Genomic DNA, 21,306 nt, shown 5'->3' with positions numbered 1-21,306 from the left:
CTACGGGCAGGTTCGGGGTTCTGGTGGAACTCCGGACCTGCCTGTTGCGTTTACCGTGGAAGAGCGGCGCGGAACGTGCCGTGACCGGTTCGAGGAGGAGTTCGTGGAAGCAGTGATCGCCGTAGTCACCCTGCTCTTCGTGCTCCTCGTGGTGCTCGGCGCCTACGCGACGGTGAAGGCGGTCGGCGCCGCCAAGCGCGGGGTGGACCGCACCATCACCCAGGCCCGGCGCACCGTCGAGGACCACACGCTGCGCGCCAAGTCCTTCGCCCAGCTCGGTCCGGCGGGCGAGATCGCCCAGCTGCGGCTGAAGCTGCGCACCTCGATGCGCGCCACTCAGGACGCGCTGCACGCGGGCGTGGCCGAGGACGAGTCCCTCAAGGAGTCCCTCGGGCTCTTCGAGCGCCTCAGCGCCCACGGACACGAGCTGGACGCCGAACTGCGCCGGCTGGAGTCCGAACCCGACCGCGCCACCCTCGCCGAGCGGCTGCCCGCCCTGCGTGAGCGCACCACGCGCATCACCAAGTCGGCGGACTCGCTGCGCTGGGCGGCCCGTGACCGGGCCCACCGGTTCGCCGACGACGACCTGGAGTCCCTGAGCACGCAGATCGACGTGGAGGCGGGAGCACTGCGGCACTGGACGACCGCGGAGCCCACGGCCACCACACCGCCGCCCTCGTGGCCGGAGGCCCCCGGTGCCGCCGGAGCCACGGACCGGCAGACCTGGCCGGAGGCGACCGAGGACCGCCCCGCCGGTGAGCCCGCGCGGCCGGCCATCACCCCGCCGAGCCCGCGTCCCACCTATCCCTGGCAGAAGAAGACCCGCCCCGAGAGCACGACTTGATCCGGACACTGGAGTCCAGGTGAGAGGGGCCGGGCTGCCGCCCGGGCGCTACGGCAGGTAACCTCCAGCTCATGTCCCGCCATGTCGCGATCGTCACGGATTCAACGGCCTACCTGCCGCAGCGGACGATGGAGCGCCACGGCATCACCACGGTGCCGCTGACCGTGGTCCTCGGCGACCAGGCGCTCGACGAGGGCACCGAGATCTCGACCCGTTCACTGGCCCAGGCGCTTCAGAAGCGGCGGCCCGTCACCACCTCGCGGCCCAGTCCGCAGCTGTTCGCGGAGACCTATCGCAAGGTCGCCGAAGCGGGCGCCACCGGCATCGTCTCCCTGCATCTGTCCGCCGAGCTCTCCGGCACCTACGACGCGGCCGTCGTGGCGGCGCGCGAGGCACCGGTGCCGGTGCGGGTGGTGGACACCGGGATGGTCGCGATGGCGCTCGGCTTCTGCGCGCTCGCGGCGGCCGAGGTGGCGGAGTCGGGCGGCACGGTGGACGAGGCCGTCACGGCGGCGGAGAAACGGGCAGCGGGGACCTCCGCCTACTTCTACGTCGACACCCTCGACTTTCTGCGCCGCGGCGGCCGGATCGGGGCCGCGCAGGCCCTGTTCGGCTCCGCGCTCTCCGTGAAGCCGCTGCTGCAACTCGACGGCGGTCGGATCGAGCCGCTGGAGAAGGTGCGGACGGCGTCGAAGGCCATCGCCCGTCTGGAGGAGATCGTGGCCGACCGGGCGGGCAGCGCGCAGGTCGACATCGCTGTCCACCATCTCGCGGCCCCCGACCGGGCGTCGGCCCTGGCGGACCGGCTGCGGGCGCGGGTGCCGGGCCTCGCCGATCTGCATGTGAGCGAGGTGGGGGCGGTGATCGGGGCGCACACCGGGCCCGGACTGCTGGGAGTCGTGGTCTCGCCGCGGTGAGACCGGCGGTCGCCGGTCCTGGTCGGTCGTTCAGGTGGATCACTCGACTTGTTCCACCGACTTGTTCCACCGGCTCGTCCCACCGGTTCGCTCCACCGGCTCGATCACTCGTGAGGGTGACGGAGTTATCCACAACCGGGCGGTAATCCCCGGGAATTGACCAAGATCATCGCGAAGGTGCCGGTGTGCCCGATCCTCGGCGCATGGCACTTCGATCACGTTCACGTACAGCCGTTGCGACCAGTGGCCCGGGACGCGGGCCCGCCTCCGACGGCCGGGCCCGTCATCACCGTTCACCCTCTCGCGGGCGACCGTCGCCCGCGCGGCCCCGATCCGGGGTTCGGTACCGGGGCCGGCAGGCGTCGGCGGAGGCGCTTCGGCAGCGGGCAGAGGCGTTGTTCGCCGAACCGGGTGTGGGGGAACCGGGTGTCAGGGAAACGGGTGTTGAGGTCGCCCGTGAGGCCGACCGCGAGGTCCATGGCGTCGGTGGTGGGGCCCGCGCCGGCGGCGTTGCCGGGGCAGCGGACGGCCCGCGGTGGGGAGTCGGGCTCGCGCTGCGGGAGCGGATGCCGGTGTGGCTCCAGACGCGGTGCGGTCTGGAGCGGCGGGGTGTGCTCGCGCTCTCGGTGCTGCTCGTGGTCGCCGCCGCGTTCGCCGTGCTGCACTTCTGGAGCGGCCGGACCGAGGCCGTCAGTGCGCCCGAGGTGGTGCGGGCGGTACGGCCGTACGAGGAGAAGGGGCACGGCGCGACCGCGGTGCCGGGCGGATCGGTGGGTCCACCGGGCGCGCCTGGTGGCGGGGCCACGGCGGGTGCCGAGATCGTCGTGGACGTCAGCGGCAAGGTCCGCGAGCCCGGGGTGCATCGTCTACCGGCCGGCTCACGGGTCACCGACGCCTTGCGTGCGGCCGGTGGGGTGAAGTCCGGGACGAACACGGACGGCCTCAACCGTGCCCGCTTCCTCGTCGACGGCGAGCAGGTGGTCGTCGGCGGCCCTGCGGCGGTGGCGGCACCCGGCGTGGCTGGTACGGCCGTCGGGGGCGCGAGTGGGGTGGGCGGTTCGGGAGGCCCGGCGGGGGGCGTGGCACCGGCGGCGCCCGTCTCCCTCAACACGGCGACCGTGGACCAGCTCGACACGCTTCCCGGCGTCGGGCCCGTGCTGGCCCAGCACATCCTCGACTACCGGACGCAGCACGGTGGTTTCCGCTCGGTGGACGAGTTGCGCGAGGTCAACGGCATCGGCGACCGGCGCTTCGCCGATCTGCGGAATCTCGTACGGCCATGAGCGCCGCGGGGAGGCACCTCGCCGGTGCGCGGTCCGAGCCGGACGTGCTGCCCAGGCCGGACGTGCTGCCCGAGCCGGACGTGCTGTCTGAGCACGGCGTGCCCTTCGGGCAGGACGCGTCCCGGTCCCGCTCGGCTGTCCACGCCGGTTCTGGGGGACGGCTCGGGGCGGCGCACCCACGGCAGGAGGGGCCGGCGGATCTACGGCTCGTGCCGCCGGCCCTGGCGGCCTGGGCCACGGCCGCGTTGACGCTGGGCGCCTCGCCGGGGTGGACGGCCGGGCTCGCGTTCGGGTGTCTTGTCGTGGCCGGGGCTCTTCTCGTGGCCTCGCGGGTGCGGTTGGCGCCGGCGGGAGGGGCCTCGGTGTCCGCGGGAGGCGCAGTGGCTCGCGGCGGAGGCACCTCGGACCCTGCGCGGGACACTCCGAATCCCGCGAGGGGTACCTCGCCCGGTGCCTGGTCCGCTCGGGTCGCCTGGGCGCGTGCGTCGGTCGCCGCCGTGCTGCTCTGTGTCGGGGCGGCGGCGGTGTCGGCCGGGCTGCACGGGGCCGATCTGCGGCGGGGGCCGGTGCCCGCGCTGGCGCGGGAGTACGCCACGGCGACCGTCGAGATCGAGGTGACCTCAGATCCCCGGCTCACCCGGCCTCGGATCGTCGGGAACCACGCGGCACCGACGTCCGTACTGATCAACGCCGAGGTGCGACGCGTCGAGGGAGTGGACGGGAGGACGGTGGCGACGCGGACGCCGGTGCTGGTGATCGTCGATGCGCGGGACAGGAGCGGCGGCGGATCGGTTGGTGGCGGATCGGGCGTCGACGGATCGAGTGGATCGAGTGGATCGAGTGGATCGAGCGGATCGGGTGGGTCCGAGGCCGGAGCCGCGGCGTCCGGTGCGCGCCCGGCGGCCGAGGGGCCGGGGCGTTCCCCCTGGCTGGGGCTGTTGCCGTCCACGCGGTTGCGGGTGAGCGCGCGGTTGGTGCCCGCCGCCGTGGGAGGCGACCGGGTGGCCGCCGTGCTGCGGGTGCGGGGCCGGGCGGCGCCGGAGGTGATGGGGGAGCCGCCGGGGGCGCAGCGGTTCGCGGGGCGGTTGCGCGCGGGGCTGCGGGAGGCCACGGACGCGCTGTCGGCGGATGCCCGGGCGCTGCTGCCGGGGCTGGTGGTCGGGGACACCGCGCGGATCACTCCGGAACTGGACGAGGCGTTCAAGGAGACCGATCTCGCCCACACGCTCGCCGTGTCCGGCAGCAATCTCACGATCATCCTGGCCCTGCTCATCGGGCCGCCCGGACTGGCCCAGCACGTCGAGCGCCGAGGGCTCGCGCCCCGTGTCGGACTGTCGCTGCGGGGGACGGCGGTGGCCGGCGGCGTGCTCACCCTGGCGTTCGTCGTCGTGTGCCGACCGGACCCGAGTGTGCTGCGGGCCGCGGCCTGCGGAGGCGTCGCGCTGCTCGCGCTCGCGACGGGACGCCGGAAGTCACTGATCCCGGCGCTGGCGACGGCCGTCCTGCTCCTGGTGCTGTACGACCCGTGGCTGGCGCGGAGTTACGGCTTCCTGCTCTCCGTGCTGGCCACCGGCGCTCTGCTCACTCTGGCGCCCCGGTGGAGCCTCGCGCTGAGACGGCGCCGGGTGCCGCCGCGTCTGGCGGAGGCGTTGGCCGCGGCGGCCGCCGCGCAGGCCCTGTGCGCGCCGGTGGTGGCCGTGCTGTCGGCGCGGGTGAGCCTGGTGGCGGTGCCGTGCAACCTGTTGGTGGAGTTCGCGGTCGCGCCGGCCACCGTGCTGGGCTTCGCGGCGCTGGCGACGGCGCCCCTGGTGATGCCGGTGGCCAAGGCGCTGGCCTGGTGCGCGAGTTGGCCCGCCGAGTGGATCGCGGAGACCGCCCGTACCGGGGCGGCGCTGCCCGGCGGGGGAGTGGACTGGCCGGACACCTGGGCGGGAGCGGCCCTGCTCGGCCTCGTCACGGCGGTCGTCCTGCTGGTGGGCCGGCGGCTGCTCGGTCATCCGTGGCTGTGCGGGATCTGCGGGCTGCTGCTCCTGCTGGTGATGGTGCAGCCGCCGCCGCTGACCCGAGTGATCACGGGCTGGCCGCCGCCCGGCTGGCGGTTGGCGATGTGTGACGTGGGGCAGGGTGACGCGGCGGTCCTCGCGGCGGGCGAGGGCACGGGGGTGGTCGTGGACGCGGGGCCCGATCCGAAGCTCGTCGACCACTGTCTGCGCACGCTCGGCATCACCAGGATTCCGCTGGTCGTGCTGACCCACTTCCACGCCGACCATGTGGCGGGGCTGCCCGGGGTGCTGCGCGGACGCTCGGTGGGGGCGATCGAGACGACCGGGTTCGAAGAGCCCGCGGACCAGGCCGAGTTCGTGAGAAGGGAGGCGGCGGCCAGGAGCGTTCCCGTGACGTCCACCCTGGCGGGTGAGCGGCGGCGCAGCGGGGAGCTGTCCTGGGAGGTGCTGTGGCCGCCGACGGGCCCGGCGCCGGTGCCGGAGGGGCCGAACGACGCCAGCGTGGCGATGCTGGTGCGCTCGGGCGGGCTGCGGTTCCTGCTCCTCGGCGATCTCGAACCCCCGGCGCAGCAGGCCCTGTTGAGATCACCGGCGGGCCCGCGACTGGGCGGGGTGGATGTGCTCAAGGTCGCCCACCACGGGTCGGCCTACCAGGATCCCGAGCTCATACGGTGGGTGGCCCCGCGGCTGGCACTCATCTCGACGGGCGCCGACAACACCTACGGCCACCCTGCCCCCAGTACGGTCGCGGCACTGCGGGCCGGAGGCGCGGTGGTGCTGCGGACCGACCGGGACGGGGCGCTCGCGGTTGCCGGTGCGGGCGGCGGAGACCTTCGGGTGGCGCGAGACTGAGGACATGAACTCCACAGAGGTCGACGCGTATCTCCGCCGCCTGGGCATCGAGCAGTGGTCCGCCGACAGGGCCGGTGCCACCGCCGGCGCGCTGCGCGAGTTGCAGGTGCGCCATCTGCGGGCCGTGCCCTTCGAGAACCTGTCGGTCCACCTCGGTGAGGAGATCGTGCTGGAGGAGAAACACCTGCTGGACAAGGTGGTGGGGGCGCGGCGGGGTGGGTTCTGCTACGAACTCAACGGCGCCTTCGGGATGTTGCTCGCCGCGCTCGGTTTCGAGGTCACGCTGCTCGCGGCGCGGGTGTACGCGGAGGAGGGGCGGCTCGGGATTCCGTACGACCATCTCGCGCTGCGGGTCGGGACCGTGGACGCGGGCGAGTGGCTGGCCGACGTCGGGTTCGGGGCGCACAGCCATCATCCGCTGGCGTTCGGGGAGAGAGGAGAGCAGGAGGATCCCGGCGGCACGTTCCGGATCGTCGAGGCGGGGCCGGACCGGGCGGGGGTGCGGGGCGGACACGACGTGGCCCAGGCGGCCGACCTGGACGTCGTCGTGAACGGCAGGCCGCAGTACCGCCTGGAGGTGCGGCCCCGGGTGCTCGGTGACTTCGTGGCCGGGGCGTGGTGGCACAGCACGTCACCGGCCTCGCACTTCACCCAGTCACTGGTGTGCTCCCGGGTGACGCGGGACGGAGGGCGGATCACGCTCAGCGGCCGCACCTTCAAGACGACGGACGCCGACGGGAGGCGGGAGGAGCGGGAGTTGACCACGGACGAGGAGGTGCTGGCCGTCTACCGGGACCGGTTCGGTATCGAGCTGGACGCCGTCCCGACGGTGCGGAACAGCGGCGCGAACGGCTGATTCGGGCCACGGGTGCGCAGTGCCTGCGGGTGCGCACAGATGCCCGCAGGTGCGCACAGATGCCGGCGGATGCGCACAGTGCCGGCAGGTGCCCGCATGCGTCGGCTTCCCGCGATGTGACCGCGTGTTGCCCCGCAAGCACCATCGGTGGTCGAATGCCTCTTCGGCAACGGATGATGTCGAGTCGTGCAGGGGTGTCGTAGATGATCGGTCGCTGGCTGGGAAGCCGAACGAACCGGGTGCAACGGACGAGTCCCCTGGCGGCGGTGCGGACCCCGCCGAGCGCCGGGGTGCTCAGCTGCCGGGTGCTCGACCCGGTCAACGAGCCGCTGACCCATGCCGAGTTCGCGGTCAGCGACACGCTGGGACGCAAGGTGGTCGGCGGCGGTACGGATCCCTACGGGTCGTTCCTGGCGACGGTGCCGGCAGGGGAGTACCGGCTCGCGGTGTCGGCCGAGGGATACACGCCGTACCGGGCGAGTGCGACGGTCACGGAGAACTCGCTCGCCTCGCTCGGTGACGTCACCCTCCAGGTCGCCCGGCCCGCGGAGCTGCCCGCGCCCGGGGACTGGGAGGTCGAGCCCGCGCACTCCTCGATCGGGTTCACCGCGCGGCACATCGGGCTGGCGCGGATCCACGGCCGCTTCAACTCCTTCGCGGGGGCGGTGCGGATCGCCGACCCGGTGGAGCACTCGGCGATGCACGTGGTGATCGACGCGGCGTCCATCGACACCAACGTCAGGATGCGCGACGACCATCTGCGGTCGGCGGACTTCCTGGACGTGCGGCGCTTTCCGACGCTGGAGTTCTACAGCGAGCGGTGCACGCACAAGGGCGGCAACCGGTGGGCGGTCACGGGGGCGCTGTCGTTGCACGGGGTGACACGGACGGTGACGCTCGACACGGAGTACCTCGGGCTCGGCAACGGCATGGAGGGCGAGCTGCGCGCGGCCTGCCGGGCCACGACGGAGCTGCACCGCGACGACTTCACGGTGAGCTGGCAGTCGATGCTGGCCCGGGGGATCGCGGTGGTCGGGCCGAGCATCCGGATCGAGCTCGACGTGCAGCTGGTGGCCAAGGGCTGAGCGCGCGATGGTCGTCCGTCGGTGGTGCCGGACAATGAGTGCGTGAGTGATGTGAGACATGTGCTGGTGCTGCCCGACCGGGATGCCGCGGAGGATGTGGCCCAGGCGCTCGGGGAGCGGTTCGGGGTGACGGAGGAACCGCGACTGGTGCGGGACGCGCTGGCCGGGGAGGACGACGCCGAGGACGCGCAGTGGCTCGTCGTGCTGCGGGACGAGGAGGGGCGGCTGGATCCCGCGGAGCTGGACGAGTTCGCGGGGGAGTGGGAGGGGTGGCGGGAGGAGCCGTAGTGGTACGACGGGCCGGTGGGATCGGGCGGGCGGCTTCGGAGTCGGCCGGTAGGCGTGTCACATCCGGCGGTGCTTTCCGCGTCTCCTGGATGTAGGTCGACCGCCACATCGAGGAGCCGAGGCCATGAACACGGTCGTATGGACCGCGCAGATCCTGCTCGCCGCGGTGCTCATCGTCGTTCGGGCCGCGAGCCGCCTACGGCCGTGCGACCGGACGGGTGCCGTCGCCGTCCCCCTCATGCTGATCGCTCTGTGCACCCTCGTCGCCGCGGGGCAGGCGTGACGAGGGCGCACCCCACGTCTCACCCGATGCCTCACCCGACCTCGACCGGCCGCCCCCGTTGTCAGTGGCGCATGCCATGCTTGGCGCGATGGCCAGGAAGACTGCGAATGACGACCCTCTCGCCCCGGTGACGCTCGCCGTGGGCCAGGAGGACCTGCTGCTCGATCGTGCCGTGCAGGAGGTGGTGGCCGCTGCCCGGGCCTCCGACGCCGACACGGACGTACGTGACCTGACGTCGGACCAGTTGCAGCCCGGGACGCTCGCCGAGCTGACGAGCCCCTCGCTGTTCGCGGAGCGGAAGGTCGTCGTCGTCCGGAACGCGCAGGATCTGTCGGCCGACACGATCAAGGACGTGAAGGCGTACCTCGGGGCACCCGCCGAGGAGATCACGCTCGTGCTGCTGCACGCGGGCGGAGCCAAGGGCAAAGGACTGCTGGACGCCGCGCGCAAGGTGGGGGCGCGGGAGGTGGCGTGCCCGAAGATGACGAAGCCGGCGGACCGGCTGGCCTTCGTCCGGCAGGAGTTCCGGGCGGTGGGACGGTCCGCCACGCCCGAGGCCTGCCAGACGCTGGTCGACGCGATCGGCAGTGATCTGCGGGAGCTGGCTTCCGCCGTGTCCCAGCTGGTCGCCGACGTCGAGGGGACGATCGACGAGGCCGTCGTCGGGCGCTACTACACCGGGCGGGCCGAGGCGTCGAGCTTCACCGTCGCCGACCGGGCGGTGGAGGGCCGGGCCGCGGAGGCGCTGGAGGCGCTCAGATGGTCGCTGGCGACCGGGGTGGCGCCGGTGATGATCACCAGTGCGCTGGCGCAGGGGGTGCGGGCCATCGGGAAGCTGTCGTCCGCCCGGGGTGGCAGGCCGGCGGATCTCGCGCGGGAGCTGGGGATGCCGCCGTGGAAGATCGACCGGGTGCGGCAGCAGATGCGGGGTTGGACGCCGGACGGCGTGTCCGTCGCGCTGCGGGCCGTCGCCGAGGCCGACGCGGGAGTGAAGGGCGGCGGGGACGACCCCGAGTACGCCTTGGAGAAGGCGGTCGTGGCCATCGCGCGGGCGGCGCGGTCGAGAGGGCGCGGATAGCCCCGGCCGGGAGGAGAATCGTCCGTATCAGCCGCACCTCGCCGAACACGGAAAGGTGGCGATCGTCATGGCTGAACACCCGCACGCAGCGCTCGTCCGCAAGGGCTTCGAGGCATTCTCCCGCGGGGACATGGACACCCTGCGTGAACTGATCGCGAAGGACGCCACGCACCACGTGCCCGGCACCCACCCGCTCTCGGGTGATTTCAAGGGCCAGGACGCGATCATCGACATGTACCGGCGGATGGGCGAGGAGACCGCTGGGTCGATGCGTCTGGAGATGCTCGGCATCTGTGTCGACGGCCGCGGTCACGCGGTCGGCATGTGCCGGGTCACGGCGGAGCGCCAGGGCCGGCGACTGGACGACACGGGATGCATCGTCTTCCGGATCGTCGGCGACAAGATCACCGACCTCGACGAGTGCGTCGAGGACATCGACAAGAACAACGAGTTCTGGGCGTAGCCGTCCGGGAACAGACCGAAGGCCCCGCCGTCCACCCTGGAAGGGCTGGGAGGCGGGGCCTTCGGTATGAAGCTGTCGGGTCACGCCCGCGTGGCGAACGCAGGCCGCGCGTGGCCCTGGGGTGCCGGTCGGGAGCGGATGAGAGAGGGCCCGCTCGGGTCCTTCCGGCGGTCAGATCAGAAGGAATCAGCCCTTGAGGGGCGCGACCTTGGAAGCAAGCGCCGACTTCTTGTTGGCGGCCTGGTTCTTGTGGATGACGCCCTTGGCGACGGCCTTGTCGAGCTGACGCGCGGCAGCGCGCTGGTACTCGGTGGCCTTCTCGACGTCACCCGCGGCAGCGGCCTCGCGGGCCTTGCGGATCGCGGTCTTCAGGGAGGACTTGACGGCCTTGTTGCGCAGCCGGGCCTTCTCGTTGGTCTTGATCCGCTTGATCTGGGACTTGATGTTCGCCACGAATAAGCCTCTACAGGTTCTGGTACGGGGCCGCAGGGGACCCGCACCGGTGATTTTTCTTGGGGTGCGCCTCGCGCTGAGAGGGCATGAGGCACAGCCCCCCACGGTACCAGTGGCCCGGAGAATGGCCCAAACCGGTCCCCGGTCGCCGCCCGTGGGACCATGGAGCCTACGTATAGACCCGATCGTTCCGACCCGAGACCGCAGACGGCTGCGGACACCTCAAGAATCAGGACCCTGCGTGCCCGCGATCCCTAGCCATGTGCCCGAACCGAGCCGCACCGCCCCGGCTCTGATCCGCAATTTCTGCATCATCGCGCACATCGACCACGGCAAGTCCACGCTCGCCGACCGGATGCTCCAGCTGACCGGCGTGGTCGAGCAGCGGCAGATGCGTGCTCAGTACCTCGACCGGATGGACATCGAGCGCGAGCGCGGCATCACGATCAAGTCGCAGGCGGTGCGTCTGCCGTGGGCTCCCACCCATGACAAGAGCAACACGCACATCCTCAACATGATCGACACCCCGGGGCACGTCGACTTCACCTACGAGGTCTCGCGGTCGCTCGCGGCCTGCGAGGGCACCGTGCTCCTCGTCGACGCCGCCCAGGGCATCGAGGCCCAGACCCTCGCCAACCTCTACCTGGCGATGGAGAACGACCTCAAGATCATCCCCGTACTGAACAAGATCGACCTGCCGGCCGCGCAGCCGGAGAAGTTCTCCGAGGAGCTCGCCAACCTCATCGGCTGCCAGCCGGAGGACGTGCTCAAGGTCTCGGCGAAGACCGGCCTGGGCGTGGACGCGCTCCTGGACCGGGTCGTCCGCGACGTCCCGGCCCCGGTCGGCGTCAAGGACGCCCCCGCCCGCGCGATGATCTTCGACTCGGTCTACGACTCCTACCGGGGCGTGGTCACCTACGTCCGTGTGATCGACGGCCAGCTCAACAAGCGCGAGCGCATCAAGATGATGTCGACCGGCGCCACGCACGAGCTGCTGGAGATCGGCGTCTCGTCCCCCGAGATGACACCGGCCGACGGCATCGGCGTCGGCGAGGTCGGCTACATCATCACCGGTGTGAAGGACGTCCGTCAGTCCAAGGTCGGCGACACCATCACCAGCAAGGACAAGGGCGCCACCGAGGCCCTCGGCGGGTACAAGGACCCCAAGCCGATGGTCTTCTCCGGCCTCTATCCGCTGGACGGCTCGGAGTACCCCGACCTCCGCGAGGCCCTGGACAAGCTCCAGCTCAACGACGCCGCCCTGGTCTACGAGCCGGAGACCTCCGCGGCCCTCGGCTTCGGCTTCCGCGTCGGCTTCCTCGGCCTGCTGCACCTCGACGTCATCCGTGAGCGCCTGGAGCGCGAGTTCAACCTCGAACTCATCGCCACCGCGCCCAACGTGGTCTACCGCGTGATCATGGAGGACGGGAAGGAGCACACGGTCACCAACCCGAGCGAGTTCCCCGAGGGCAAGATCGACAAGGTCTTCGAGCCGGTCGTGAGGGCCACGATCCTCGCTCCCAGCGAGTTCATCGGCTCGATCATGGAGCTCTGCCAGACCCGCCGCGGCACCCTCCTCGGCATGGACTACCTCTCCGAGGACCGCGTGGAGATCCGCTACACGCTTCCCCTCGCCGAGATCGTCTTCGACTTCTTCGACAACCTGAAGTCCAAGACCCGCGGGTACGCTTCCCTGGACTACGAGCCCACCGGCGAGCAGGACGCCTCGCTGGTGAAGGTCGACATCCTGCTGCACGGCGACCGGGTCGACGCCTTCTCCGCCGTCACCCACAAGGACGCCGCGTACGCGTACGGCGTACGGCTCGTCGCCAAGCTGCGCGAGCTCATCCCGCGCCAGGCCTTCGAGATCCCCATCCAGGCCGCCATCGGCTCCCGGGTCATCGCCCGCGAGACCATCCGCGCCATCCGCAAGGACGTCCTCGCCAAGTGCTACGGCGGTGACATCTCCCGTAAGCGGAAGCTGCTGGAGAAGCAGAAGGAGGGCAAGAAGCGGATGAAGATGGTGGGTTCCGTGGAAGTTCCGCAGGAGGCCTTCATCGCCGTACTGAGCAGCGACGAGAGCGCGGGATCCGGCAAGGGCAAGAAGTAGCCGGGTGCCACCCGTGAGAACAGGGGCTCATCGCGTGTTCGCACGATGGGCCCCTACGCGTGCGTAGGGTCGCTCTCTGTGGAAAGTGACAGGCCGCCGCCCCTTACGCCCCGGGCGGACGCGCTCTACCCTGATCTCTGCTCGGTGGTTACTCGCGAGTTAAACAAGACGCGTGAGTGACGACAGCGCAATGCCCGAGCCGCTTTGTCCCAGCCGCAATGACCCAGCCGTAATGAGCCAGCCGCTTTGTCGCGGGCCCCGGAGGATGTCGTGAGCGACACACAGACACTGATCGAGAACCGTCCGCCGAGTGTGGCGACCCTCTTCCTGGAGCGCGTTGCGGCCACACCGGACGCCGAGGCGTACCGCTATCCCGTGCCGCCGGCCTCCGGCCAGGGGCCGGACGACTGGAAGTCGCTGAGCTGGGCGCAGGCCGCGGAGCGCGTGTACGCGATCGCGGCCGGTCTGATCGAGCTGGGGGTGCAGCCGGAGCAGCGGGTCGCCCTCGCCTCCTCGACCCGGATCGAGTGGATCCTCGGCGACCTCGGCATCATGTGCGCCGGCGCGGCCACCACCACGGTCTACCCGCAGACCAACGCCGAGGAGTCGGCGTTCATCCTCTCCGACTCCGACTCCCGGGTGCTGATCGCCGAGGACGCGGCCCAGCTCGCCAAGGCCGTGGAGAAGAAGGCCGAGCTGCCCCACCTCACCCACGTCGTGGTCATCGACCCGGCCGGTGTCGAGACCAGCGACTGGGTCCTCACCCTCGCCGAGCTGGAGGCCCGGGGCGCCGCCCGCCTGGAGAAGGACGCGGAGGTGGTCAAGGAGCGGGTCGCCGCGATCACCAAGGACCAGCTGGCCACCCTCATCTACACCTCGGGCACCACCGGCCGCCCCAAGGGCGTGCGTCTGCCGCACGACAACTGGTCGTACATGGCCAAGGCCATCGCCGCGACCGGCCTGGTCAGCGGCGAGGACGTGCAGTACCTGTGGCTGCCGCTCGCGCACGTCTTCGGCAAGGTGCTGACCTCCGGGCAGATCGAGGTCGGTCACGTCACCGCCGTGGACGGCCGGGTCGACAAGATCATCGAGAATCTGCCGATCGTCCGGCCGACGTACATGGCGGCCGTCCCGCGCATCTTCGAGAAGGTCTACAACGGGGTCGCCGCGAAGGCCCGTGCGGGCGGCGGCGCCAAGTACAAGATCTTCCAGTGGGCCGCCGAGGTCGCCCGCGAGTACGCCAAGGCCGCGCAGGACACCTTCCGCCGCACCGGCACCGCGTCCGCGCCCTTCGGACTGTCCGCCAAGCACAAGGTCGCCGACGCGCTCGTCTACGCCAAGATCCGCGAGGCCTTCGGCGGCAACCTGCGCGCCTGCGTCTCCGGGTCGGCGGCGCTCGCGCCCGAGATCGGCTACTTCTTCTCCGGCGCCGGCATCCACATCCTGGAGGGCTACGGACTCACGGAGTCCTCGGCCGCCTCGTTCGTGAACCCCGGCGAGGCCTACCGCACCGGCACGGTCGGCAAGCCGCTGCCCGGCACGGAGGTGCGGATCGCCGACGACGGCGAGATCCTGCTGCGCGGGCCCGGCATCATGGAGGGCTACCACGGGCTGCCCGAGAAGACCGCCGAGGTGCTGGAGTCGGACGGCTGGTTCCACACCGGGGACATCGGGGAGCTGTCGCCCGACGGGTATCTGCGGATCACCGACCGCAAGAAGGACCTCATCAAGACGTCCGGCGGCAAGTACATCGCGCCCGCGGAGGTCGAGGGGCACTTCAAGGCGGTGTGCCCGTACGTGTCCAACATCCTCGTGCACGGGGCGGACCGGAACTTCTGCACGGCGCTCATCGCGCTGGACGAGGTGTCCATCATGGACTGGGCCAAGGAGAACGGCCTGGAGGGGAAGCCGTACGCGGAGGTCGTGGCGGCCCCGGTCACCGTGGCGATGGTCGAGGGGTACGTCAAGCAGCTCAACGAGGGGTTGCAGCGGTGGCAGACCATCAAGAAGTTCCGGCTGCTTCCCCGGGACCTCGATGTGGAGCACGGTGAGATCACGCCGAGCCTGAAGCTGAAGCGGCCCGTTGTGGAGCGGGAGTACAAGCATCTGATCGATGAGATGTACGCGGGCTCTCGCGAGGCGTAGCGCGGTTGGGGAGGGGGTGCGGGGTGCGTTGGCGGCCAACGGTGCGTCGTGGCCGGTCGCGCCCACGCGGCGGAGCCGCACATCGACACAGCCCCGCGCCCCTGGGTAGCTCCAGTCAGCGCTTCCCAAGAAGGCGCCGTAGTTCCTTCACCTGGGTGCGCTGGGGTTCCGTCAACTCGTCCTCCAAGGCCATCAGCCGTTTGCCGACCTCCTGGTAATCGGTCCGTTGCTGGGCCAGCAGGCGTTCCAGTTGCTGGTTCTTCCTGTACAGGTCCAGGAACACGCTGACCTTCGCCCGCAGGACCCAGGGATCGAACGGCTTGGCCAGGTAGTCGGCGGCGCCCGTGGCGTAGCCGCGGAAGGCGTAGCCGGAGTCGTCCTCGGCGCCGGTGAGGAAGATGATGGGGACGTCCTTGGTCTGGTCGAGCCGCTTGATGTTGGCGGCCGTCTCGAAGCCGTCCATGCCGGGCATGCGGACGTCGAGGAGGACGAGGGCGAACTGCCGGCGGAGCAGGGCCTTCATGGCCTCCTCGCCGGAACGTGCGCGGACGAGCGGTTCGTTGAGGGATCCCAGGACGGCCTCCAGCGCGATCAGGTTGTCCTCCATGTCGTCGACCAGGAGGATGCCGGCACTGTCGTCGGTCGTTGCCTCAGCGCGCATGTGACGGGCCTCATTCAGTCGTCGGCCGGTGGCACCACGGCCTCCTCGACCTCGGCGTCATCGTCGTCCTCGGCGCTGTCGGGGTCCAGGAGTGCGCAGACGACGGTCAGGAGCTGGTCGACGTCCACCGGCTTGGGTACGTAGTCGTTGGCGCCCCGCGCGATGGACTTCTCACGGTCTCCCGGCATCGCCTTCGCGGTGAGGGCGACGATGGGCAGACCGGTCCAGCGGGGGGTGCGACGGATGGCGGCGATGGTCTCGTAACCGTCCATCTCCGGCATCATGATGTCCATCAGGACGAGTTCTACGTCCGGATTGCGCTCCAGGGTCTCGATGCCCTCGCGGCCGTTCTCCGCGTAGAGGACGGGCATGCCGACACGGCCCAGGACATGGGTGAGGGCGAAGACGTTGCGGATGTCGTCGTCGACGATCAGCACCCGCCGGCCGGGCAGCACCTGGCCCGCCCGGCCGGACCGCCACGCCTCCAGCTTGGTGGGTGTCGGCCAGGTCTCGTCCGCGTCGTGGGCGGTCGGGTAGGCCTCGGTGGACAGTTCCTCCGGCGCCGGCAGCACCTGGTCCTCGGTGGTGGGACCGGTCGCCGAGTGGCCCGGGCTGACGACGGGGACGTAGAGCGTGAAGGTGGAGCCCCGGCCCGGCTCGCTCTCCGCGACGATACGGCCGCCCAGCAGGCCCGCGATCTCCCTGCTGATGGACAGGCCGAGGCCGGTGCCGCCGTACTTGCGGTTGGTGGTGCCGTCGGCCTGCTGGAACGCCTCGAAGATCACCGGGAGTTTCTCGGCGGCGATACCGATACCGGTGTCGGAGACCGCGAAGGCGATCACGTCGTCGCCGTCGCTGTCGCGGATGTGCCGGTGCTCGGGGTCCTTGATGCGGTTGACGCGCAGCTCGACCCGGCCCGTCGCGGTGAACTTGATCGCGTTGGAGAGCAGGTTGCGCAGGATCTGCTGGAGGCGCTGCTCGTCCGAGTACATCTCGCGCGGCACGTCCTGGCCGACCGCCACCTCGAAGGCGAGCCCCCGGTCCAGGGTGAGCGGGCGGAAGGTGGCGTGGACGTAGTCGAGCAGCTTGATCAGCGGCAGCTTCTTCGGGCGTACGTCCATCCGGCCGGCCTCGATCTTCGACAGGTCGAGGATGTCGTTGATGAGCTGGAGGAGGTCCGAGCCCGACCGGTGGATCGTCGCCGCGAACTGCACCTCCTGGTCGGAGAGATGGCCGTCGGGATTGTCGGACAGCAGGCGCGCCAGGATGAGCAGGGAGTTCAGCGGGGTGCGCAGCTCGTGCGACATGTTCGCCAGGAACTCCGACTTGTACTGGGAGGAGGTGGCCAGCAGGGCGGCCTTCTCCTCCAGTTCGGCGTTGGAGCGCTGCAACTCGGCCTGCTGCATCTGGAGTTCGTCGGAGCGTTCCTGGAGCTGGCGGGCCAGCCGCTGGGACTCGCCGAGCAGCGACTCCGTACGGGAGTTGGCGATGATGGTGTTGATCGCGACGGCGATGGTGTTCACGAACTGGTCGAAGAACGCCAGGTGCACGTCGGAGAAGCGGGAGAAGGATGCCAGCTCGATCACGCCGAGGAGTTTGTCCTCGAAGAGGATCGGGATGATGACGACGCTGGCCGGGGCGGCTTCCCCGAGGCCGCTGTTGATCTTGATGTAGTCCGGCGGTGCCTCCTCGACGAGGATCCGCTTCTTCTCGCGTGCCGCCTGCCGGACCAGCCCGTGCACCGGGAGGCCGCCGGTCTCGACGGTCGCGCCCTGCGCGGAGCCGTATCCGGCGATGAAGGCGAGCCCCTTCGCGGGGACGGTGGTGCGCAGAGCGGCGCTGTCCTCGTCGGGATCCGCCAGGAAGAACGCGCCGTACTGGGCGTTCACCAGCGGTGTCAGCTCGCGCAGCAGCAGGTCGGCGACCTCCATCAGGTCCCGGTGGCCCTGCATCAGGGCGGCCAGGCGGGTCAGGTTGGACTCCAGCCAGTCCTTCGCGCGGGTCGTCTCGCGGAGGTTGGCCACCATCAGGTTGATGTTGTCCTTCAGCTCGGTGACCTCGCCCTGCGTCTCCACGGTGATCGAGCGGGACATGTCGCCCTGGGCCACCGCCGAGGCCACTTCGGCGATCGCGCGGACCTGGGTGGTCAGGTTCAGCGCGAGTTCGTTGACGTTCGTCGTCAGGCGCTTCCAGGTGCCGTACACGCCCTCGACCCGTGCCTGGCCGCCGAGCTGGCCCTCGGAACCCACCTCGCGGGCCACGCGGGTGACCTCGGAGGAGAACGAGGAGAGCGTGTCGACCATGGTGTTGATGGCGGTCTTCAGCTCCAGGATCTCGCCGCGCGCGTCCACGTCGATCTTCTTGGAGAGGTCGCCGTTGGCGACGGCGGTGGTGACCTGGGCGATGTTGCGGACCTGCGAGGTGAGGTTGTCCGCCATGTAGTTGACGTTGTCGGTCAGGTCCCGCCAGACACCGGAGACGCCCAGCACCTGGGCGCGCCCGCCGAGCCGGCCGTCGGTGCCGACCTCGCGGGCCACCCTGGTCACCTCGTCGGCGAAGGCGCGCAGTTGCTCCACCATCGTGTTGACGGTGTCCTTCAGTTCGAGGATCTCGCCGCGCGCGTCGACGGTGATCTTCTTGGAGAGGTCGCCGTTGGCGACGGCGGTGGTGACCTGGGCGATGTTGCGGACCTGCGAGGTGAGGTTGTCCGCCATGAAGTTGACGTTGTCGGTGAGGTCCTTCCAGACGCCGGAGACGCCCCGCACCTGGGCCCGGCCGCCGAGGTTTCCCTCGGTGCCCACTTCGCGGGCGACGCGGGTGACCTCGTCGGCGAAGGCGGAGAGCTGGTCGACCATGGTGTTGATGGTGGACTTCAGCTCCAGGATCTCCCCCTGGGCGTCGACGGTGATCTTCTGACTCAGGTCTCCGTTGGCCACCGCCGTCGTCACCTGGGCGATGTTGCGGACCTGCGAAGTCAGGTTCGACGCCATGAAGTTGACGTTGTCGGTGAGGTCCTTCCAGACCCCGGACACGCCCCGCACCTGCGCCCGGCCGCCCAACTGCCCCTCGGTGCCGACCTCTCGGGCGACGCGGGTGACCTCGTCGGCGAAGGCGGAGAGCTGGTCGACCATCGTGTTCACGGTGAGCTTGAGTTCGAGCAGCTCGCCGGTCGCCTCGACCGTGACCGTGCGGGTCAGGTCGCCGCGGGCCACCGCCGTGGTCACCAGGGCGATGTCACGGACCTGCGCGGTCAGCCGGGACGCCATGGTGTTGACCGCCTCGGTCACGTCCCGCCAACTGCCCGACAGGCCCGTCACCTTGGCCCGGCCGCCGAGCCGTCCCTCGGTGCCGACCTCGCGGGCGACCCGGGTGACCTCGCCGGTGAAGAGGGAGAGCTGGTCGACCATCGTGTTCACGGCCCGGCCCAGCCGCCGCAGATCGCCGCGCAACTGCCGGTTCCCGTCGTGCAGATCGACCCGCTGGGTCAGATCGCCGCCGGCCACCGCGTCGAGCACCCGCGTGGCGTTCGCGGCCGGTGCCACCAGGGCGTCCAGCAGCTGGTTGACATCGTTGACCCGGGAGGTCCACGCGCCCTGCCCCGGGCTCGGCGACAGCCGCTCGTCCAGCCGGCCGTGCCGGATCAACTCCCGCTTGACGCGCTGGACTTCGCCGGTGAAATGGGAGTTGCGGTCGACCAGCTGGTTGAAGATCGCCGTCAGTTCGGCGGCGATGCCGTCTCCCGTCTCGGGGAGTTTCCTGAAATTGCCGTCCCGCGCGGCCGTCATGACGGCGAGCAGCGGACGCAGATCCGATGCTCGGATCCGGTCGTCCTGCTGCCCCTCTTCGAGCACATGCGTAGCACGGTTCTCACTCATGGCGGCCCACTTCGGTAACTCGGCGCTTATGGGCGTGGCCAGTCTGTCACTCTGTCCGCATCGATCGAGGTGTATTCGTCCGAACTGCTCGGGGAGCTGGACATGGGGGCCATTCCGACGCAACGGGAGACTCTTTCCCTTGCCTCTGATGCTCCTGTGCCCCCAGGCGCACACCAGGGCGCCCAGGCGCATCCGCCCGCCCGGGTGCACGCGACCCTGCCCGGCAGTTCCCTCGCACCCTGCTCCGCCCGGACGGCGCTGCGCACCGCGCTCGCCGAGTGGCGCGAGGACGGCCGGCCCGGCACCGAGCACCTCACCGACCGCCTGATCGGCGATGGCGTGGTCGTCCTCAGCGAACTGGTCACCAACGCCGTCGTGCACGCCGGCACCGACATCGAGGTGGACTGCCGGCTGGAGCCCGGGACCGGCGCCCTCGTCGTGGAGGTCCTGGACCACCATCCCTCGCGCGCGCCCCGCGACACCGCGGGCGAACCGTCGTACGAGACGCCCGGGGCGCCGGAGTACGGGCGCGGTCTGCGGCTGGTGGCGGCGCTCGCCGAGTCCTGGGGCATCACCTTCCGCACGGGCGCCAAGACGGTGTGGGCGCGGCTGCCCGCGCAGGCGGAGTCGACCGCCGACGCGCGGGAGGCGTACGCCAGGGAGCGCGAGTTGCGCGTCGCGGAGATACTCGCGCCGGATCCGCCCCCGCGGTCCGCCCCGCCCGAGCGGGGACGCCCGCACCGTCCGGAGCACGAGCGGGACTGGCTCGACCGGGGCGCCCTGTCGTTCCTCGCCGAGGCCTCCGACCTGCTCGCCGGGCAGCTCGACGAGAACCTGGTGGCCGCGCTCGCCGGACAGCTGATCGTGCCGCGGCTGGCCGACTGGTGCGCGGTCTGGCTGGAGGACGAGTTCACCGGCCGCAGCAGACCGGCCGGCGGGACCGGCGGCGACGGCCCCCGGCTGGCCCGGGTGTGGCACGGCAGCGAGAACCGCATCGAGGAGCTGCGCCGCGCCCTGGAGAAGGAGCCGCCGCACCCGCCCGGGCCCTCCCGGGCCGGCCCCGCCCCCTTCCGCTGGCCCAGCGAGGCGCTGGGCGCGCACGGGGCCGCGCTGGCGTACCGGCTGACCGCCGGCGGCCGTCCGCTCGGCACCCTGGTCATCGGCCGGTCCGGCGTGCCCGCCTTCCCCGACGAGATCACCGGGCTCGTCGAGGACCTCGGCCGCCGGGTGGCCCTCGCCATCGGCGCCGCCCGCCGGTACGCCCACCAGGCCACCATCAGCGCCGTGCTCCAGCGCGGTCTGCTGCCCGGCGTGGTCGCCGAGATACCGGGGGTGCGCAGCGCCCTGGTGTACGAGCCGTGCGACAAGGGCGGGCCCAGCGGCGACTTCTACGACCTCTTCCCGGCCGGCGACGGCCGCTGGTGCTTCGCCGTCGGCGACGTCCAGGGCAAGGGGCCCGAGGCGGCCGTCGTGATCGGTCTCGCCCGGCCCTGGCTGCGGCTGCTGGCCCGCGAGGGCTACCCGGTCGGCGACGTCCTGGACCGCCTCAACCAGCTCCTCCTCGACGACGCCACGGAGGCGGCGGACGCGGCGGCCCGCGCCCTGGCCTCCGCGAGCGGCCGGCCCCCCACCCCGGGCGACGGCCCGCAGACCCGCTTCCTGTCGCTCCTCTACGGCGAACTGGTCCCCTTCGACGGCGGAGTGCGCTGCACCCTCGCCTCCGCCGGACACCCGCTGCCACTGCTCCTCGGGGCGGGCGGCGAGGTCGGTACGGCCGCGCATCCGCAGACCCTGCTCGGGGTCGTGGAGGACGCGACGTACACCAGCGAGACCTTCGAACTGCGGCCCGGGGACAGCCTGTTGTGCGTGACGGACGGCGTGACCGAGCGGCGCAGCGGCCCACGGCAGTTCGACGACGAGGACGGGCTCGCCGAGGCGCTCGCCGGGTGCGCGGGGCTCGACGCGGAGCTGATCGCGGAGCGCATCCGGCGGCTGGTGCACGAGTTCGGGACCCGCCCGCCGGAGGACGACCTGGCGCTGCTGGTGCTCCAGGCGGAGCGGGCCTGACCGCCTGCCCCTCCCAGCCTGACCGCCTGCCCCTCCCGGCCGG

At 71.2% G+C, this 21,306-nt stretch carries 16 protein-coding genes; 13 read left to right on the top strand and 3 right to left on the bottom strand.

From position 1 onward, the window contains the following. Positions 1-103: 103 nt before the first annotated feature. From SLINC_RS15575 to SLINC_RS15535, 10 genes are all read left to right on the top strand, one after another. Positions 104-844: a hypothetical protein gene (locus SLINC_RS15575; RefSeq protein WP_067445374.1), complete on the top strand. Its 741-nt coding sequence runs from the start codon at positions 104-106 to the stop codon at positions 842-844. A 71-nt stretch (positions 845-915) separates the two neighbouring features. Further along, entirely contained in the window at positions 916-1,761 is an 846-nt protein-coding gene (locus SLINC_RS15570; protein ID WP_067432533.1) for a DegV family protein, read from the top strand. A gap of 203 nt (positions 1,762-1,964) precedes the next feature. Beyond that, the gene (locus SLINC_RS15565; RefSeq protein ID WP_107406611.1) at positions 1,965-3,044 is read left to right on the top strand and encodes a ComEA family DNA-binding protein; all 1,080 of its coding nucleotides are present in this window, start codon (positions 1,965-1,967) and stop codon (positions 3,042-3,044) included. Then, positions 3,041-5,899 (top strand): ComEC/Rec2 family competence protein, encoded by a 2,859-nt coding sequence (locus SLINC_RS15560; RefSeq protein ID WP_107406610.1) that lies wholly within the window; start codon positions 3,041-3,043, stop codon positions 5,897-5,899. The genes SLINC_RS15565 and SLINC_RS15560 overlap by 4 nt, the downstream gene beginning before the upstream one ends. A 4-nt stretch (positions 5,900-5,903) precedes the next feature. After that, positions 5,904-6,755: an arylamine N-acetyltransferase family protein gene (locus SLINC_RS15555; protein ID WP_067445370.1), complete on the top strand. Its 852-nt coding sequence runs from the start codon at positions 5,904-5,906 to the stop codon at positions 6,753-6,755. 203 nt (positions 6,756-6,958) lie between these two features. Then, positions 6,959-7,840, top strand: a complete 882-nt coding sequence (locus SLINC_RS15550) for a YceI family protein (protein WP_067432527.1) — start codon at positions 6,959-6,961, stop codon at positions 7,838-7,840. Between the two features lie 42 nt (positions 7,841-7,882). After that, positions 7,883-8,128 carry a hypothetical protein gene (locus tag SLINC_RS15545; protein ID WP_079164546.1) on the top strand — a complete coding sequence of 82 codons (246 nt, stop codon included), beginning with the start codon at positions 7,883-7,885 and terminating at the stop codon, positions 8,126-8,128. Positions 8,129-8,252: 124 nt separating this feature from the next. Beyond that, positions 8,253-8,411 carry a hypothetical protein gene (locus SLINC_RS47970; RefSeq protein WP_159425341.1) on the top strand — a complete coding sequence of 53 codons (159 nt, stop codon included), beginning with the start codon at positions 8,253-8,255 and terminating at the stop codon, positions 8,409-8,411. A gap of 88 nt (positions 8,412-8,499) precedes the next feature. Further along, the gene (gene holA, locus SLINC_RS15540) at positions 8,500-9,489 is read left to right on the top strand and encodes a DNA polymerase III subunit delta (RefSeq protein ID WP_182449168.1); all 990 of its coding nucleotides are present in this window, start codon (positions 8,500-8,502) and stop codon (positions 9,487-9,489) included. Positions 9,490-9,556: 67 nt separating this feature from the next. Then, positions 9,557-9,952: a nuclear transport factor 2 family protein gene (locus SLINC_RS15535; RefSeq protein ID WP_067445368.1), complete on the top strand. Its 396-nt coding sequence runs from the start codon at positions 9,557-9,559 to the stop codon at positions 9,950-9,952. 186 nt (positions 9,953-10,138) lie between these two features. Here the strand turns inward: SLINC_RS15535 and rpsT are convergent, their stop codons facing one another. Then, positions 10,139-10,405, bottom strand: coding sequence for a 30S ribosomal protein S20 (gene rpsT / locus SLINC_RS15530; RefSeq protein ID WP_067432517.1), 267 nt, complete (start codon positions 10,403-10,405; stop codon positions 10,139-10,141). 241 nt (positions 10,406-10,646) lie between these two features. Here rpsT and lepA point away from each other — a divergent pair, with 241 nt between their 5' ends. Further along, entirely contained in the window at positions 10,647-12,515 is a 1,869-nt protein-coding gene (gene lepA / locus SLINC_RS15525) for a translation elongation factor 4 (RefSeq protein WP_067432514.1), read from the top strand. A gap of 270 nt (positions 12,516-12,785) precedes the next feature. Continuing rightward, entirely contained in the window at positions 12,786-14,660 is a 1,875-nt protein-coding gene (locus SLINC_RS15520; protein WP_067445366.1) for an AMP-dependent synthetase/ligase, read from the top strand. 115 nt (positions 14,661-14,775) lie between these two features. On the opposite strand, the gene SLINC_RS15515 is transcribed toward SLINC_RS15520, so the two are convergent. Together SLINC_RS15515 and SLINC_RS15510 are read right to left on the bottom strand one after the other, a co-directional pair. Then, positions 14,776-15,321 (bottom strand): response regulator, encoded by a 546-nt coding sequence (locus tag SLINC_RS15515; RefSeq protein ID WP_067432511.1) that lies wholly within the window; start codon positions 15,319-15,321, stop codon positions 14,776-14,778. A gap of 14 nt (positions 15,322-15,335) precedes the next feature. Beyond that, positions 15,336-19,106 (bottom strand): HAMP domain-containing protein, encoded by a 3,771-nt coding sequence (locus tag SLINC_RS15510; RefSeq protein WP_067445364.1) that lies wholly within the window; start codon positions 19,104-19,106, stop codon positions 15,336-15,338. Between the two features lie 192 nt (positions 19,107-19,298). On the opposite strand from SLINC_RS15510, the gene SLINC_RS15505 reads away from it, so the two are divergent. Continuing rightward, positions 19,299-21,263: an ATP-binding SpoIIE family protein phosphatase gene (locus SLINC_RS15505; RefSeq protein ID WP_182449166.1), complete on the top strand. Its 1,965-nt coding sequence runs from the start codon at positions 19,299-19,301 to the stop codon at positions 21,261-21,263. Positions 21,264-21,306 lie beyond the last annotated feature (43 nt).

It is taken from the genome of Streptomyces lincolnensis (genome assembly GCF_001685355.1).
In the GTDB taxonomy this organism is placed as follows: Bacteria; Actinomycetota; Actinomycetes; order Streptomycetales; family Streptomycetaceae; genus Streptomyces; species Streptomyces lincolnensis.
The sequence above is the reverse complement of the archived record's forward strand: the minus strand, read 5'-3'. Positions and strand labels throughout refer to the sequence as shown.

Excerpts from the sequence above, each read along its gene's own strand:
- SLINC_RS15550 (WP_067432527.1), top strand. The coding sequence starts at position 6,959 with ATGATCGGTCGCTGGCTGGGAAGCCGAACGAACCGGGTGCAACGGACG.
- SLINC_RS15560 (WP_107406610.1), top strand. The coding sequence starts at position 3,041 with ATGAGCGCCGCGGGGAGGCACCTCGCCGGTGCGCGGTCCGAGCCGGAC.
- SLINC_RS15510 (WP_067445364.1), bottom strand. The coding sequence starts at position 19,106 with ATGACGGCCGCGCGGGACGGCAATTTCAGGAAACTCCCCGAGACGGGA.
- SLINC_RS15535 (WP_067445368.1), top strand. The coding sequence starts at position 9,557 with ATGGCTGAACACCCGCACGCAGCGCTCGTCCGCAAGGGCTTCGAGGCA.
- SLINC_RS15565 (WP_107406611.1), top strand. The coding sequence starts at position 1,965 with ATGGCACTTCGATCACGTTCACGTACAGCCGTTGCGACCAGTGGCCCG.
- SLINC_RS47970 (WP_159425341.1), top strand. The coding sequence starts at position 8,253 with ATGAACACGGTCGTATGGACCGCGCAGATCCTGCTCGCCGCGGTGCTC.
- SLINC_RS15505 (WP_182449166.1), top strand. The coding sequence starts at position 19,299 with ATGGGGGCCATTCCGACGCAACGGGAGACTCTTTCCCTTGCCTCTGAT.
- SLINC_RS15555 (WP_067445370.1), top strand. The coding sequence starts at position 5,904 with ATGAACTCCACAGAGGTCGACGCGTATCTCCGCCGCCTGGGCATCGAG.
- holA (WP_182449168.1), top strand. The coding sequence starts at position 8,500 with ATGGCCAGGAAGACTGCGAATGACGACCCTCTCGCCCCGGTGACGCTC.
- SLINC_RS15515 (WP_067432511.1), bottom strand. The coding sequence starts at position 15,321 with ATGCGCGCTGAGGCAACGACCGACGACAGTGCCGGCATCCTCCTGGTC.
- SLINC_RS15570 (WP_067432533.1), top strand. The coding sequence starts at position 916 with ATGTCCCGCCATGTCGCGATCGTCACGGATTCAACGGCCTACCTGCCG.